Consider the following 15,169-nt stretch of genomic DNA (forward strand, 5'->3'; position numbering starts at 1 on the left):
TTACTGGCATTATTATATCATCACTAATATGGGTAATCAATGCCTCTCGAGCCAAGGTTTCCATCAGCCACATTGTACAATGTCAGAGTATAGGTGTACCCACCTTGAACACCTATTATATCTGACGATTCCTGATAAGTTCCGCCTGGCCCAAAAGCATGGTCATTGCCATACCAAGTGTCACCCCATCCTTGTATCAACCTATAGTTACCCGGCGGCAGACTAACGGACAATGATTCCCCCTTTTTTACGAAAGCCTTTAAAACCTCGGCGCCACTTTCGTTGATAAAAGTAAGGTGCTTGTCGGGGACATCCCCGCTACTGCTGATAGAAATCGGCGATCCGGATCCGGATTGACTAAGAACTGAGGTTCCGGGTCGCGGCTGCTCTGGAATTACGCAAGCTTTATTAATCTTATCGACAGCTTCCTTGACGATAGCTGTTCGTTTATCACTAATTGCTTCTGTCATAATGTTCTGATCGTTATAGCCAAGACTATAACCTTCATTTGCCTTTTCGATAAAGAATTCGGCCTCCTTCGTGTCGCTAATATCGGCAATAGCATCACCAATCTTGGCAGTGATTTCACTATAGCCACTCTCGTAACTGATTTCTTTAAAAATGTGCTGACCTTCTTTTGATTTTGCTTCAACATAAGCATCCATAATACGGCCATATAACTTCTCGGGATCTTTATAAGTAATCTTAGCGGTAAAACCATGCTCTTTCACCGATACGTCTTCGACCTCTATGGTGTCTAGGTATTCTTGCTCGGTGAAAACTCCAGCCAGAATTTCATCCATGCTCTCAGCTACTCGCAACTTGTGATACTCAAGATCCTCATCCAGAAAAGCATATATTTTATCAGATATCCCTTGCGATGCAGCACCTGCGAGTGCCTGCGCTTCAGGTGCAGGCAAGGAGCATTTCCAGCCTTCTTCCTGCTTGGTAAGCGTGACTTCAATGATACGATTTTGCCAATCAATCCCCTTATCCTTCGTAATCATCTCTTCCAGCTTTTGCCTAGCCTTATCGCGATATTCCTGCTCGTATGCAGATGATGTAGTTTCTCCAAGCGTGGAATCAGGTAATTCGATATCAACATCCTTCATCGCAACTTTGGAAAGATCTGGCACCTTAACCTTAATTGTATAGGTGGTGGCCTTGTTCTCGGCCTTCTCTTTGTCTTCCTTTATCTGCTCTTTAACCTGTTGCTTCAAATCTTCACACATAAATGTCGATAATTCATGTTCTTCCATGACTATCCGGTCAAATTCTGCTTCAATGGCTCCCGTATGATTACCTAATGTCCTTTGACACCCCCAAAGAGACAAGATTATAGCCACCAAACCTATAATTGCGATAAGCTTTTTTCTCATTATTTGTCTCCTTCCTCTTCCGTTTCCTCATCTGCGGCCGGCTTATATTGCCCTTCTGCAACTAGGTTTCCGTCAATCGTTAAAACATAGGTATGTGCTGCCGTAATTCCACTTTCAGTTTTAATGTGCGCTGATAAGGTATTTGCGCCGGCAACACCAAAGTTGCCCTTATCTTCCTGGACATACTCTTTACCGTTCTCATCAGTAACCACCAACATTACTGTACCTGAAGCATCTTCATCCAAGGTAAAATCGACATTTAAAGTCAACAGCTTATCACCGGCGGCTCCCAGTTTCATCGTTCCCGTCGACTGCCCATTAAACAAGAATACAATATCCTGCTCCGTCGGCATCAGCATCATCGTTGATGGACCAATCATCACCTTATCTAAGGAAAAACCATGTGCATCGTATCGCCCCACCACTTCATCATCTTTTGCATCCTCGCTCGCTGCTGATGTGCTTTTGTCTGCATTAGTGTATAAGGTCTTGGCCTTATTGCAACCAGCCAAGGCCAGAGTCATAACCAAAATCATTATCATTGTAATTACTTTTCTTTTCATGACTATTCCCTCCTTCACCCAATCTTCTGTCTCTTACGCCAGTGTATCATAGGCAATAATATCAAAGCGAATTGTTAGCAAATATTAACAAGTTCTTTACCTTTACGAACTATGGCTCCACAAGCCCCACAGACAAAATGGCCCTAGCCCAATAAATATAGGGGCTAGAGCCGATTTAACTTCAAAATTCGAAACAATATTTTATTATGCTAAACGTTGATTTCTGCAGTAACGCCTAGGAGTTCTTCGTTTTCCTTAAGCACTATAGCGACTACCTCGTCTAAAAACTTCTCTGTCTGAATCGCCGCTCTACCGGTATACTTCGAAGGTTCCATCGCCTCTTTTAGCTCATCTAAGCTTAAGTTAAAGGCGGGATCCGCCGCAATTAGTTCTAGTAGGTTATTATCCATACCCTTTTCTTTCACATTTCTACCAGCTTCCATGGAAAGCTCACGAATTCTCTCGTGAAGTTCCTGGCGATCGCCACCGGCCTTTACCGCATCCATCATGATGTTCTCGGTAGCCATAAACGGCAACTCACTGAGCAAACGCTTTTCAATTACTTTCGGATAGACCACTAAACCGTCAGCCACATTTAGGCAAAGATCAAGAATACCATCAATGGCTAAGAATCCTTCCGGAATCGACAAGCGCTTATTCGCCGAATCGTCTAGCGTTCTTTCAAACCACTGAGTGGCTGAAGTGATTGCGGGATTAAGGGCATCTACCATCACATAACGAGACAAGGACGCAATGCGTTCACTGCGCATGGGGTTTCTCTTATAAGCCATGGCTGAAGAACCAATCTGTGACTTCTCAAAAGGCTCTTCCACCTCTTTTAGATGCTGAAGTAAACGGATGTCATTGGAGAACTTGTGGGCACTGGCTGCAATTCCCGCCAATACATTTAATACCCGGGTATCCACCTTACGAGAATACGTCTGTCCCGAAACCGGATAACAATCCGCGTATCCTAATTTCTTAGCAATCAGGGGATCAATTTTATCAATGGTCTCTTGGTCTCCTTCAAATAGCTCTAGGAAACTAGCCTGAGTTCCGGTGGTGCCTTTTGAGCCTAAAAGCTTGATGGTACTTTTAACGTACTGCAAGTCTTCTAAATCCATCAAAAATTCTTGTAGCCAAAGAGTCGCTCTCTTTCCCACTGTGGTGGGCTGGGCTGGTTGAAAGTGAGTAAAGCCAAGGGTTGCTTGGTCTTTATACTTTCTCGCAAAATCGCTTAATTTAGCAATTACGTTTACAAGCTTTTTTTCTACTAAGGCTAGCGCTTCTGACATAACGATAATATCTGTGTTATCACCAACGTAACAAGAAGTCGCTCCTAGATGAATAATGCCTTTGGCTTTCGGACATTGAACGCCATAAGCGTGAACGTGAGCCATAACGTCATGGCGTACTTTCTTCTCTTGTTCAGCGGCCACTTCGTAATTAATATCCGTAGCGTGAGCTTTTAATTCGGCAATCTGCTCATCCGTTATCTTAAGTCCTAATTCTTTCTCTGTCTCCGCTAGAGCAATCCAAAGACGTCTCCAGGTACGGAACTTTTTGTCAGGGGAAAAGATATACTGCATCTCCTTGCTGGCATAACGTTGTGAAAGTGGACTAACGTATTTATCAGTTGTACTCATTCCAAAAAAATTCCTTTCTTCCTATTCAAACGCGTGAGAAACATCTTTTCCGGGCACTTCCATCGGATACTTACCAGTAAAGCAAGCATCGCAGAAACCGAGACCGGGAATCATCTCTTCTAGCTTTTCAAGTTCCATGTAGCCTAGAGTATCTGCTCCGATAATCTTACATATCTCATCCTTTGTATGAGTATGAGCGATTAACTGTTCGTTAGAAGGGACATCGGTTCCAAAATAGCAAGGATATAAAAACGGTGGTGAAGAAATTCGCACATGTACTTCTTTCGCCCCGGCTTTTTTAAGCATTTTTATAATATTTGCTGAAGTAGTTCCGCGAACGATCGAGTCATCGACCAAGATAATTCGCTTCCCCTTTACCACTTCCTCAATCACGTTTAGCTTGATTTTAACACTGCTTTCGCGCTGACTCTGCTTCGGTTTGATAAAGGTACGTCCCACATAGCTATTCTTGTGGAATGCCATTCCGTAAGGAATACCGGAGCCTTCAGAATATCCCTTCGCGGCTACTAACCCCGAATCCGGTACGCCGACAACTAAGTCCGCCTCAACTGGATAGGATTCTGCTAACGCTTTCCCAGCAACGATTCGAGCGTGATATACATTAACACCGTCAATCTTTGAATCGGTTCTCGCAAAGTAAATATATTCAAAGATGCAACGCGCTTCCTGTCCCTTCTCCACTGCTAAAGAGGTATCCGAAGTGATACCGTCTTTCGTAATACTGACGATTTCACCTGGTTCTACGTCTCTGACAAATTCACCGCCAACGGCAGCAATGGCGCAACTTTCTGAAGCTAGGTAATACGTGTCTCCCCGCTTACCGATGCAAAGAGGTTTTAATCCAAAGGGATCCCTAGCACCGATCATCTTTCTCGGGGAACTTACTACTAATGCATAAGCACCCTTGATCTTCTGCATGGCCGCCTTTACCGCCTGCTCAGCTGAGTGTGTCTTGATTCGCTCTCTGGCAATATGATAAGCAATCACTTCGGAATCGATAGTTGTCTGAAAAATAGCGCCCGTATACTCTAATTCCTTACGAAGCTCTACGGCGTTTGTCAAATTACCGTTATGGGCAATAGCTAAGGTTCCCTTAATGTAATTGATTACTAAAGGCATGGCGTTCTCTGCTCTTGAAGCGCCAGCAGTAGAATAGCGAACGTGGCCAATCCCTAGATTTCCCTTTAAAGAAGATAAAGACTCTTCATCGAAAACGTCATTTACTAATCCTAACCCTTTTTTGGAAATCATCTTTCGTTCACCGGAAGTATCTGTCACCGCTATCCCACAGCTTTCCTGCCCTCTATGCTGCAGGGCAAAGAGACCATAGTAAATAGAAGCGGCAACATCTTCTCCGTCTAACCCGTAAGCGCCAAAGACTCCACATTCTTCCCCGGTTCCAGTTGTGACTTTCTCAAATTTGTTCATTTAAAAAACTCCTTATTTAATTCCGATTCTTCTAAACACTTCTTGGTAGGCATCTTCCACGTTCCCCATATCTCGGCGGAAACGATCCTTATCTAGCTTTTCTCTCGTCTTAATATCCCAGAGGCGACAAGTATCTGGTGACACTTCATCAGCTAAGATAATTTGATCGTGGAAGCGACCAAATTCAATTTTAAAGTCGATTAGCTCAATGCCTGCCTCGGCAAAGAACTTACTTAACACTTCGTTTATTTTAAAGGTGTACTCCGTAATTTTATCAATCTCTTCGCGGGTTGCCGCACCAATAGCAATCGCATAGTAATCGTTAATCATCGGATCGCCAAGAGCGTCATCCTTATAACTAAATTCCAGCGTCGGTGCCAGTAACTTGCGACCTTCCTCGATTCCTAGCTTCTGAGCAAAACTACCAGCCGCCACATTTCTGACAATCACTTCTAGAGGAACGATTTCCACTTTCTTTACCGCTGTTTCCCGGTCGCTTAACTCCTCAACGTAGTGGGTCGGAATCCCTTCCTCTTCTAACATGCGGAAGATATAGTTGGTCATACGGTTATTAATCACACCTTTACCTACTATGGTTCCCTTTTTTTCTCCATTAAAAGCGGTGGCGTCATCCTTATAATCAACGATAACCACATCTGGATCTTCTGTCATAAATACTTTTTTGGCTTTACCTTCGTATAACTGCTCTAATTTTTGCATTCCTTACACCTTTCTTATTATCATCATGTACTGAAAAACACTGCCTAACTAGTATAATACAAGGCAGTGTCAAAATCAATTACGTATCGAATTTTCGATAGTCTTCTTTCCATTTAGCAAGCTTCTCAGGCGTTACATCGAGATCGATCATCTTTTTAAGACTGGACATTTCTTCCTTCATCTTTTTATCCATAGCGAGAAACTCGCTGTTACCCGAGAGCATTTTAACATACTCTACTTCTGGTAAAGAGCGATAACAACTATAAAGATACGCACGCAAAATACTCGGTGTGGATAACACCCGGTACGCCTCTTTATACGCTCCTGCCGCTTCTTGGTAAAGAAACTGGTTGCCGTAGCAGCTTCCTAGGGAAGCATAAATGCTCGCATAGAACTCCTCCGAAACCGTTTCGTCATGCTCATCTCCAAGTATCCCTTGGTAAACTAGAATCGCCGCATCGTATTCACCGCTTTGTAATAAGGTATCCGCCTTAAACTTTTCGCGCTCCACCTCTTTTTGATCTTTAAGCTTAGCAAGGGTAACCTCGATGCCCGCAATCTCTTCCGCCAAATAAATATTAGAGGCTTCTAAAACAGCCGCAATAAAGGTTGCCTCGGAACCGTTTTTTGCTAAGATAAAGCGCAGCTCCGTCGCCAGTGCACTCATTCCCAGTTCCCGGTCAATCCAGCCACAAAGAGCGTGATTCATAATGGTATAGTCAATCAAATAGAGATAGTTCACCAAATAGTAACAAAGCTCTTCAATAGAATAAATCTTCTTATGTACCCGCGTAATTTCATAGGGGATTTTTGCTTTTTTTTCATGACATAGAATTAAACTGCCCACTACTTCCTCCTAAATCAATCAACTTCTCCATCTTAAAGCCAGAGCTTTCAAAAAACTCGCCGAACCCAATATCCTTAACCGTAACCTTGCAGGTACGATCATCAAAAAACATTACATCAATCAGTACTCGCAACGAATAGTCCTTTCGCACAGGCAACCCTTCTAGCGAGATTCTCTCTATCTTAACTTCACCACCTACTAAAGACTCCACTTGCACCTCTAAATCCTGAGTGTCTTCAAGAATCACTTCCCACTCATTATCGGCTTCGTACCAGTGGCGCCCCCAATTAACCAGCGGATGCCATATCTCTTTCCCACGCTCACGAACACGCAAACAAAGTCTCGTCAGCAGACTGGTGTGGTCTAAATAAATCGGTACCATTTGCTCCTCGAACATCCTCTTATACGAATAGTAGCAAGCTCCTTTACTGTAAAGATTGTTACCAACAAAGGCCCGACGACCATTGCATAAGACTCTTAAGGAGTTGGGAAACCATTCATTCTCAAAGCCTTCACCTGTTAGAAAAACGCTACTAACTACCTTTTTCTCAAAGACACCTTGAATAAACGTCTTAAACTTTTCATCCGCATCCCGGGCCCGGTTATCATCCATCACCGGGAAGATTGCGGAAAGCTCTTCAATCGTCGCCCCTGCCACTTCTTCAACCGTCACGTACAGATTCGGGTCATCACGCTTTCGCGAACTAAGCCGACGAAGCATATATGCCTTCATCTCCTTCTTATTGCAGCTAAAAAGCGCTGCTTCGTACTGCCACAACTCTTTCGGTTGATCGTACATAAAATGACAGAAGCTCTCCTGGTAATCCTGTACGGCAATATTTGATTTGGCAATTCCCAAGTGCTGTCCTAATCCCTTTAAAAGATTGTACATATCTACATCGGCACTAGGAACGCTAAAGGTGATATATTCTATTTTGTCGAACTGTTCTAAGGATAATTGAATAAACTTGGCTAGTAGCCACACAGCATCGTAAGATTTGCCGCCCACTTCAATTTTCTCACGCTTTCTTGCCTTCGAGAAAAAATCTGTAAACGCCACCCCTTCGTTAATAATCTCTAAACGCTTAGCTTCTTTTCCATAAACCCAGCGCTCATTAAAGAACGCTAAAATCAAGGGAATCTGGTAATTATTTGTCCCCGCACTTACGGTTTCTGGCTCTTCATCTTCAAAGTTGTAAAAGCTAATTTGACCATATAGGTCATTGATGTCATAACCGAGAATATATCCCTTGCCCACGGCGTCCTCCTTCTTTTCCTTTTAATATTTCACATAAAACTCTCTACCGATGGCTTCCTCTTCCTCATAAGCAACCATCGCTGCCATCTGCTTAGCCGGGCTTAACTCGCTCATTTCGTTAAGCCTTGCATAGCGTCCCGCTAGCTTATCCTCATTCCCGCACCTCAAGAAATTTTTAGGCGTTTCTAGCACCTGTTCGTCAGTATTCTCGACAAAGTAGTAGACCAACTCTTCATCGCTAAATAAAGTTAGAGTCTTGACGTAGATATTGCCAAAGACAGGAATCAGTGCCTCCTTACGATAGGATAGATCCTCGTCCTGGGCACGTTTTATTTTATAAAAAACCTGAACATTTCCGCCAAACTTAGCCGTATAGGAAATAATACATTTGTCATAAAGTTGCAGTTGTCTAAGCCAGCTCTTAGGGTACTCCTTATAAAAAGGCATAATAATGTTTTTTTCGCACATTTCGCCAAGTACTTTCCTTAGAACTTGTTCTTCGTCCTCTTTATAGCTCCTAGTGCTATAGCGTTTCAAAAGCGCTACCTTACAAATATCTGCTAAGTCTTCGCCTAACTCGCACTCTCGCATAATAATGTCAAAGGTACTTTGCTTTGTTATATGCTTTGCCAAAAAGTACTCTTTGGCTACTAGCGCAAGGTACGCCTGTTTCAAACGAAAATACACCCGCTCAGAGGCATAATAGGAGAGGAAAATTTCCTCCTCATCCAAAAGGTTTTCTGAAAAAACCATCTGGGTAATAATCCGCTCAGCAATCTGCCCCACCGGCAACTCATACCCCCTTAAAGCCGTATAAATCCGTTTCATCAGTGACGTTCCGCCGACAAAGTATTCGCCCAAATAGGAAAGAGTCACCTTATCGTAAAACCCTTCTTTAAAAAGTTCTAATACGTAATAGAGAATGGTACTATCTTCTTTTATCTCCTCATCCCGCAATTTATGGCTAAAGAAACTCAAAATTTCCTTGTGACGATAGGGCCTAAAGCCATTATCCTTTAGATTATCCAGCGTCAACTCCAGCCGCTTTACCGGCTCTTTCCAAGCACCGGTAGTGGTGGCGTATTTTTTACAAAACTCCAAAAATCTCGGTTCATAAAATAAACGCTTCGTATCATAAGAAATAGAGTCCGTATAATAACGGCCATCCTTTGATTCCCAGATAACCCTGGCTTCTTTATCATACAGACAGATAATCGCACCTCCCGTTTGATACGGAACCTTTTGACGAACTTTACCGTCTTTTTCTATCACATGAACATAGGCCATATTATTCAATTTCGTCTTCACTTCATAAGCGTAACAAATATCCCTAAGAGCTTCGATTTGCCCACTAGTAAGTTCTTCTTCCCTGAGGAAGCGCTTATATAACACCCGCAGCGATTCCGTAATACGGCGCTGCTCAAGTTGGCGGATAGTAAAAGCATAAATTTGCTCCCGGTAAGAAAAGTAAAGATCACCCGACTCGCCCTCGTTTTCTACTAAACTAGCGTAGAGGAAAGCCGTCTTCTTGTAATCTAGATTGCTGCCGTGCATATAGTATAAATAAAGAACTCTCGGCAGGGGGCCGTGTATCTTGGTCTCGTCAAGAGTCTCCATAAAGTAATCGTATAGTCTCGCTAGCTTCAAATCTTGGTCAATCGCCAACTTATACCATTTGTTATACTTCCTTTCCACCTTCCCTCCACGAATAAGCAAGGTTACAATGGAATTGAGAAGCGTCGGTTCTTGATATATCTCGTACGACCGAGAAAGTACCCGAAAAAGCTTCTCGGAATAAAACTTCTGCTGACTGGCAAAATTCGCCAAATGAAGAGCCATCTCTCGCGTTACCAATTGATACTTAACAGAAAAATTAAGAACCTGTAGTTCAAAATCTCCTAATTTTTTTATTAAATCCGGCTTTTCCTTATAGCATAAAAATGCTTCCAAATAGTAAATCACTTGGTGATTATCAAAGGCAAAGTGCTGTTCTAGAGCGTGAATACGCTTCGTTGGCGAACGAAACTTCACATCCAAATCCATAATCATCCACAGAAGTAGCCAAGACTCTTGATGCCTAGTATACGTCTTCTCAATATCACTTAGCACCCGGGCGTGGTGACTTCCTTCGCCGCGAATAAGAGCCGTAAGATAAAGGTAATAGCAGTTCACCTCAAAATCTTTTACGAGAGCAAAGCGGTTGTAGTTATAATTCTCTAAAATCCACTTGGCCTCTTCTATTTTTTTACCAATAATACTAATATGAGCCGTCAACAGCTGATACATATCATTCTGAGGGTCCATATTTCTCAGCGTCTGCATACGCAGCAAGGACTGGCCCACCCATTCGTTGGTGTTTTCAAGTCCGCCTACGTTGCGAATATAGCCTTTGAGAATCTGTCCCATGTAGATTTCGGCCATGCGGTGATCTTCATCACTCTCGCCCGACTGCATAACCTCCACATCGTAAACTAAGGTTTCGTACGGGGTCGTGAAAGAAAGTCGCCCGTAATTGTGACCGGCGTGAAGCTTCTCTGGTCTCACAAAGAATTCAAATTCATAGGCGTTACCTACGAAATCATCGGTGGTAAAAGTATCTCTTGATAAGCGAATAAAGTCGCCGTCGGCCGCTACTTTTACCGGCATAAAGCCCCAGGTATTCTTCATCACCGTCAGCATTCCTTTGGTCGCATCCGTCACATCTTCAAAGAGCATACCTTCTCCTTGTAACGTTAGGAAAATGCACTCTTTAAGCTTCGTACCCACTAAGAACTCTTCTAGCGCTTGTTCACCTAGTGACCACTTCCGCATATTGTCATATAGATAAAAAATACGTTCGTTTTCGTATTTTAAAATTTCATAAAAATCTTTCGAGCGAAATAGACGTGCAGCCTCAGAATAGTCCTTAATCGCCAACTTCTTAAAGTCCGCGGTACTCTGAATCTTTCCATAAGCCGTATTGATATATGGCTTTTCCGTAATGGCGGTAAAGTCAAGGTCGTACTCGCCCACATCACACACTACCGTAAAGCTACCCTTTTCCACGTGTCCCGGCAAAAGTCCGCGACCGTCATAGGTGAAATCCACCCGGTTATTAACGCCGTCAAAGCCTTGATCTTTTAAAGTGACACGCAAAGAAGAGGGATATACTAGCCCTCTTATTTTCTCGTTCGTATTTGATTTTATGTTAAGACTTCCCCTATATACTTCTCCCTCACCGATAATAATTACGATATTGGTTTCATCGAAACTTATCCTCGGCTTCTCAGTACGGAAATCCCCCTTTGAAAATCGTTGAATTTTATCCTTCACGATCTATACCTGCTGCCTTCGTTGCTTTTTTTGTTTATACTCACTATAATAAAGTATATCACTCTAACTTAGATTTGAAAAGGATAAAAGCATGGAAAACAAAACGATGTTTCACGGTTCTGACATAGAAAAAATCGCTCAGCGAAAGGGAGTAGCACCTACGGCAATCAAAAACTTCGCCGCCAACGTAAACCCCCTAGGGCTCTCACCACTAGCTACTTCGGCTCTAAAAGAGCATATGGATATTATGACTCGCTACCCCGATCGGGACTATGGCACGTTAAGGCGCGCTCTAGCTAGCTATAACCATACAGACCACCACTATATCCTCGTTGGCAACGGTTCTACAGAACTATTATCCCTCTTTATCGGCGAAGTCGCCCCCAAGAAAGCACTCATTCTTGGGCCCACATATTCCGAATACGAAAGAGAGCTTAAGATAAATAACAGTCAGTTCTCCTACTACTGTCTCGCTGAGGAAAACCAGTTTAAGCTCGATATCCCCGGCTTCCTTGCAGCGATTGAAGACGATACCGATCTGGTAATCATCTGTAACCCTAATAACCCCACTTCTTCTGGTCTAGCCAATAGCGAATTAGAGCAGATTCTTAAGCGTGCCAAAGAACAAGACTGCTGGGTACTGGTAGACGAAACGTATCAGGAATTTACAAAGGCCAACGATTCAATTAACGCTAGCCTCTTACTTACTCAATATGATAACCTCTTGATTACGAGAGGCGGTTCTAAATTCTTCGCTGTTCCTGGTCTACGCTTTGGCTACGCTCTGTGTAGTAACAAAGAAATGCGGGGGATTATGAAGGGCGAACAAAACCCTTGGAGCTTAAATAGCGTAGCCGCCTTTTTCGCCGAAGCCATGGTAGGTGATACCGACTATATCGAACAAACCAAAGCCCTGGTCTGGAGCGAAAAAATCCGGATTGCCGACGCCCTAAAGAATAATCAAAGCTTTCGACTCTACAAAGCCTACGGCAACTTCTTTCTCCTTAAAATCCTGAAGAAGGATTTAACGGCAAAAATGCTCTTCGACGAGGCCTTAGAAGAAAATATGATGATTCGCATCTGTACAGGCATGGCCGGACTTGAAGGGGAATATATCCGCTTTGGCATCTTAAGTCCCGAAGATAACGACCGCTTATTGGCACTACTTAGAAGACACTATTAAAAAAAGCTAGTATCAGCATAATCGCCGATACTAGCTTTTTCACTTTTCACTCTACAATTTTATAATACTCTCTCGCCGTGATAACGTACACTAAGCAGTAGATAAGTGCAAAGACTAAAATCGTCACCGCGGTAGCGATCATAAAGATGCCCACGTTCTCTAAGTAGAGAATAGCCAAGAGCTTTCGCACGACTGGGAAGGCGAAGAACACATGCACGACCGCCACAATTAGAGGTAGGAAGAACACTAGAAGCACCTGACTCTTAATGGCTTTGCTGATCTCTCGTTTGCTCATGCCCACTTTCTTCATAATTCCAAAGCGCTCCTTATCATCATATCCTTCAGAAATCTGCTTGTAGTAGATGATGAGTACTGTTGCCATGAGGAAAAGAGCACCAAAGTACGTTCCGATAAACAGCAATCCGCCCACTAGGACATAGTACATTTTGGTGGCGTTCTCTTTAGACGAAAACGTAAGTTTTTCCCCGAATTCCTGGTTCAGCTGTTGGATACTTTCAGACATCTCCAGTTTTTCCGAGACCGAACCATTAAAATCCACACCGTAGGTATCGTAAATATCTTGATCCTCTTCGGGTAGAACACCTAAGATGGTCTCACGGTCATTAAAAACCACCAAATAGCTTTGTTCTAGTATTTGAACATTCACGTTATTGATATCATTTTCTAGGTCTTTCACTTGCTTCTTAATGGCAAAGGTTTGCTCGTTGATAGTAAGCTCGTTGTCTGTAAATTTATCATTGGTATACAACAGCACTTCGTTTTGATCTAGATTTAACTTTTGTCCTGTATTCCGGTTATAAGAATCCAACGTCATCAAGATAACTTGAGCCATTTGGCTTGTGGTTGGCGTGCTCCCGTATAAGGCAGGCGATATAAGTTTGCCACCCTCTTTTACCACTACGGTATCTCGCAAGGTATAATAGCTGCTCTCCTTAACCGGGTGCCCCTTATCTGCCAAAAACTCATCCACTCTCTGAGGCAAACGTTCTCGTTCTTCATCTGTCCCCCCAGTTAACGCTACTTGGATTTCGTTGGGAAAGCTGTGTCCAATCATATCCGTCATCCCCGCATAAAGGGAGACTGTTGTCGAGATGGTAACGAGAAGCGCTGTACTTAGAATACAGATATTAGCTAAGCCGACAGCATTTTGCTTCATCCGATAAATCATACCGGATACCGCTACAAAATGATTGGTCTGATAATAAAACTTCTTATTCTTCTTTAAAAGCTTTAGGAAAATAATACTTCCCGCCATAAAGATTCCATACGTTCCGATAATTACCAAGACCACGGCTACAAAGAACGTATTCAAGGCCGCCACAGGGCTCTCGGTGGTAACCGCTATATAATACCCAGCGGCAATCGCTACCAGGCCAATGGCACCAAGTATCCATTTGCTTTTTGGCTCCCGTTCTCCCACCTTTCCTCCCCGGAGAAGTTCAATCGGGTTCGTCATCTGAATGGTGAAAAGATTCGCTAGCAATATTAGGAAGAAAATGCCGCCAAAAAGAATCAAGGTGATCCATATGGCTTTCATGCTAACTTCAAAATCCAGACCATTGTCATAGCGGACCATTTTCTGCAAAATCATATACATCAAGCGGCTAAGCAATAGCCCGATAATTACGCCACCGACAATTCCCGTAAGCGACACAAATAAGCTTTCTAGGGTAATCATTCGGCGTACGTGACGCTTTTCCATACCGAGGATATTGTAGATACCTAGCTCCTTTTTCCGTCTCTTTATTAGAAAACTATTGGTATAGAATAAAAAGATAAGAGCGAAGGCACCGATAATAATTACGCCAAAGTTCAAAATCATTTGCAGAGTAGCTTTTTCAATGCCTGCCACGCTCTCACTAAAACGTAGATTCGCCATAATCAGAAACATGGCTACGGTCAGGACTGCCGTAATAATATAGGGTATATAAGTTTTTCTATTCGTTACGATATTTGTCTTTGCCAGCTTAACATAAAGCGAACTACGCACTACGCTCACCTCCTGCTGCTAGAACAGTTAACGTTTCACTAATCTTCTGATACATCTGCTCCTCACCCGCGTTTCCTCTGTATAGCTGATGGAAAACTTCGCCGTCCTTAATAAATAGCACTCTACTAGCTACAGAAGCCGCCCTTACGCTATGGGTTACCATCAGTATGGTCTGGCCCTCTTTATTGATGTTCGTAAATAGTCGCAGCAACTCTTCCGATGACTTAGAGTCAAGAGCGCCTGTCGGCTCATCAGCAAGAACTAACTCTGGATTAGTTATTAACGCTCTAGCCGCTGCCGCTCGTTGCTTCTGACCGCCGGATACTTCATAGGGGTATTTTTCTAGAAGGGGTGCGATGCCAAGTTTCTTTGCTAATGGCATTAGCTTTTCTTCCATGGTCTTATATTTGTCACCAGCTAGCACGAGTGGCAAAAGAATATTATCCTTTAAAGAAAGGGTGTCTAGTAGGTTAAAATCCTGAAAGACAAAGCCTAAATTGTTCCGGCGAAACTCAGCGATTCTTCGCTCCGGCACTGCATTTAGATCAACATCCTTTAATCGCACCTTTCCGCTAGTCGGTTTATCAAGGGCCGCCAAGATATTAAGTAGCGTCGTCTTCCCTGAGCCGGACTCTCCCATAATGGCGATAAACTCACCTTGCTCAACGGAAAAATTCACATCCTTAAGCGCCTCAACCTTATGAGCTCCGAGCCTCGTCGTATATACCTTTTTAAGATTTTTCACGTCTAATACTTTCATCATTTCTCCTCTTTCTCGTCATCTTTTATGTCTGTGCTTCG

11 protein-coding genes are annotated in these 15,169 nt (G+C 43.1%); 1 reads left to right on the forward strand and 10 read right to left on the reverse strand.

Translation table 11 applies throughout. The features are described from left to right. Nucleotides 1-23 precede the first annotated feature (23 nt). The 8 genes from NHH16_RS06395 to NHH16_RS06430 form a co-directional block, all read right to left on the reverse strand. Nucleotides 24-1,379, reverse strand: a complete 1,356-nt coding sequence (locus NHH16_RS06395; RefSeq protein WP_262068755.1) for a hypothetical protein — start codon at nt 1,377-1,379, stop codon at nt 24-26. After that, nucleotides 1,379-1,942, reverse strand: coding sequence for a hypothetical protein (locus NHH16_RS06400; protein WP_262068756.1), 564 nt, complete (start codon nt 1,940-1,942; stop codon nt 1,379-1,381). The genes NHH16_RS06395 and NHH16_RS06400 overlap by 1 nt, the downstream gene beginning before the upstream one ends. Before the next feature lie 209 nt (nt 1,943-2,151). Next, entirely contained in the window at nt 2,152-3,588 is a 1,437-nt protein-coding gene (purB, locus tag NHH16_RS06405; RefSeq protein ID WP_262068757.1) for an adenylosuccinate lyase, read from the reverse strand. A 21-nt stretch (nt 3,589-3,609) separates the two neighbouring features. Further along, nucleotides 3,610-5,037: an amidophosphoribosyltransferase gene (gene purF / locus NHH16_RS06410; RefSeq protein WP_262068758.1), complete on the reverse strand. Its 1,428-nt coding sequence runs from the start codon at nt 5,035-5,037 to the stop codon at nt 3,610-3,612. A 12-nt stretch (nt 5,038-5,049) separates the two neighbouring features. After that, nucleotides 5,050-5,757 (reverse strand): phosphoribosylaminoimidazolesuccinocarboxamide synthase, encoded by a 708-nt coding sequence (gene purC, locus NHH16_RS06415; RefSeq protein WP_262068759.1) that lies wholly within the window; start codon nt 5,755-5,757, stop codon nt 5,050-5,052. Nucleotides 5,758-5,836: 79 nt separating this feature from the next. Then, nucleotides 5,837-6,604 (reverse strand): hypothetical protein, encoded by a 768-nt coding sequence (locus NHH16_RS06420; protein WP_262068760.1) that lies wholly within the window; start codon nt 6,602-6,604, stop codon nt 5,837-5,839. After that, nucleotides 6,579-7,862 (reverse strand): DUF5716 family protein, encoded by a 1,284-nt coding sequence (locus tag NHH16_RS06425; protein ID WP_262068761.1) that lies wholly within the window; start codon nt 7,860-7,862, stop codon nt 6,579-6,581. Before NHH16_RS06425 ends, NHH16_RS06420 begins: the two co-directional genes overlap by 26 nt. Nucleotides 7,863-7,883: 21 nt before the next feature. After that, entirely contained in the window at nt 7,884-11,174 is a 3,291-nt protein-coding gene (locus NHH16_RS06430; protein ID WP_262068762.1) for a DUF5717 family protein, read from the reverse strand. 91 nt (nt 11,175-11,265) lie between these two features. On the opposite strand from NHH16_RS06430, the gene NHH16_RS06435 reads away from it, so the two are divergent. After that, on the forward strand, nt 11,266-12,357 hold the full coding sequence (locus tag NHH16_RS06435; RefSeq protein ID WP_262068763.1) for a pyridoxal phosphate-dependent aminotransferase: 1,092 nt from the start codon (nt 11,266-11,268) through the stop codon (nt 12,355-12,357). 46 nt (nt 12,358-12,403) lie between these two features. On the opposite strand, the gene NHH16_RS06440 is transcribed toward NHH16_RS06435, so the two are convergent. Together NHH16_RS06440 and NHH16_RS06445 are read right to left on the reverse strand one after the other, a co-directional pair. After that, complete coding sequence (locus NHH16_RS06440; protein ID WP_262068764.1) at nt 12,404-14,368, reverse strand: ABC transporter permease; 1,965 nt, start codon at nt 14,366-14,368, stop codon at nt 12,404-12,406. After that, nucleotides 14,361-15,128 (reverse strand): ABC transporter ATP-binding protein, encoded by a 768-nt coding sequence (locus NHH16_RS06445; RefSeq protein ID WP_275982123.1) that lies wholly within the window; start codon nt 15,126-15,128, stop codon nt 14,361-14,363. Before NHH16_RS06445 ends, NHH16_RS06440 begins: the two co-directional genes overlap by 8 nt. Between the last annotated feature and the right edge of the window lie 41 nt (nt 15,129-15,169).

Source organism: Ohessyouella blattaphilus (assembly GCF_024721265.1).
GTDB lineage: Bacteria > Bacillota > Clostridia > Lachnospirales > Lachnospiraceae > Aequitasia > Aequitasia blattaphilus_A.

Coding starts and splice junctions, on each gene's coding strand:
- NHH16_RS06395 (WP_262068755.1), bottom strand. CDS start 1,379: ATGAGAAAAAAGCTTATCGCAATTATAGGTTTGGTGGCTATAATCTTG.
- NHH16_RS06400 (WP_262068756.1), bottom strand. CDS start 1,942: ATGAAAAGAAAAGTAATTACAATGATAATGATTTTGGTTATGACTCTG.
- purB (WP_262068757.1), bottom strand. CDS start 3,588: ATGAGTACAACTGATAAATACGTTAGTCCACTTTCACAACGTTATGCC.
- purF (WP_262068758.1), bottom strand. CDS start 5,037: ATGAACAAATTTGAGAAAGTCACAACTGGAACCGGGGAAGAATGTGGA.
- purC (WP_262068759.1), bottom strand. CDS start 5,757: ATGCAAAAATTAGAGCAGTTATACGAAGGTAAAGCCAAAAAAGTATTT.
- NHH16_RS06435 (WP_262068763.1), top strand. CDS start 11,266: ATGGAAAACAAAACGATGTTTCACGGTTCTGACATAGAAAAAATCGCT.
- NHH16_RS06445 (WP_275982123.1), bottom strand. CDS start 15,128: ATGAAAGTATTAGACGTGAAAAATCTTAAAAAGGTATATACGACGAGG.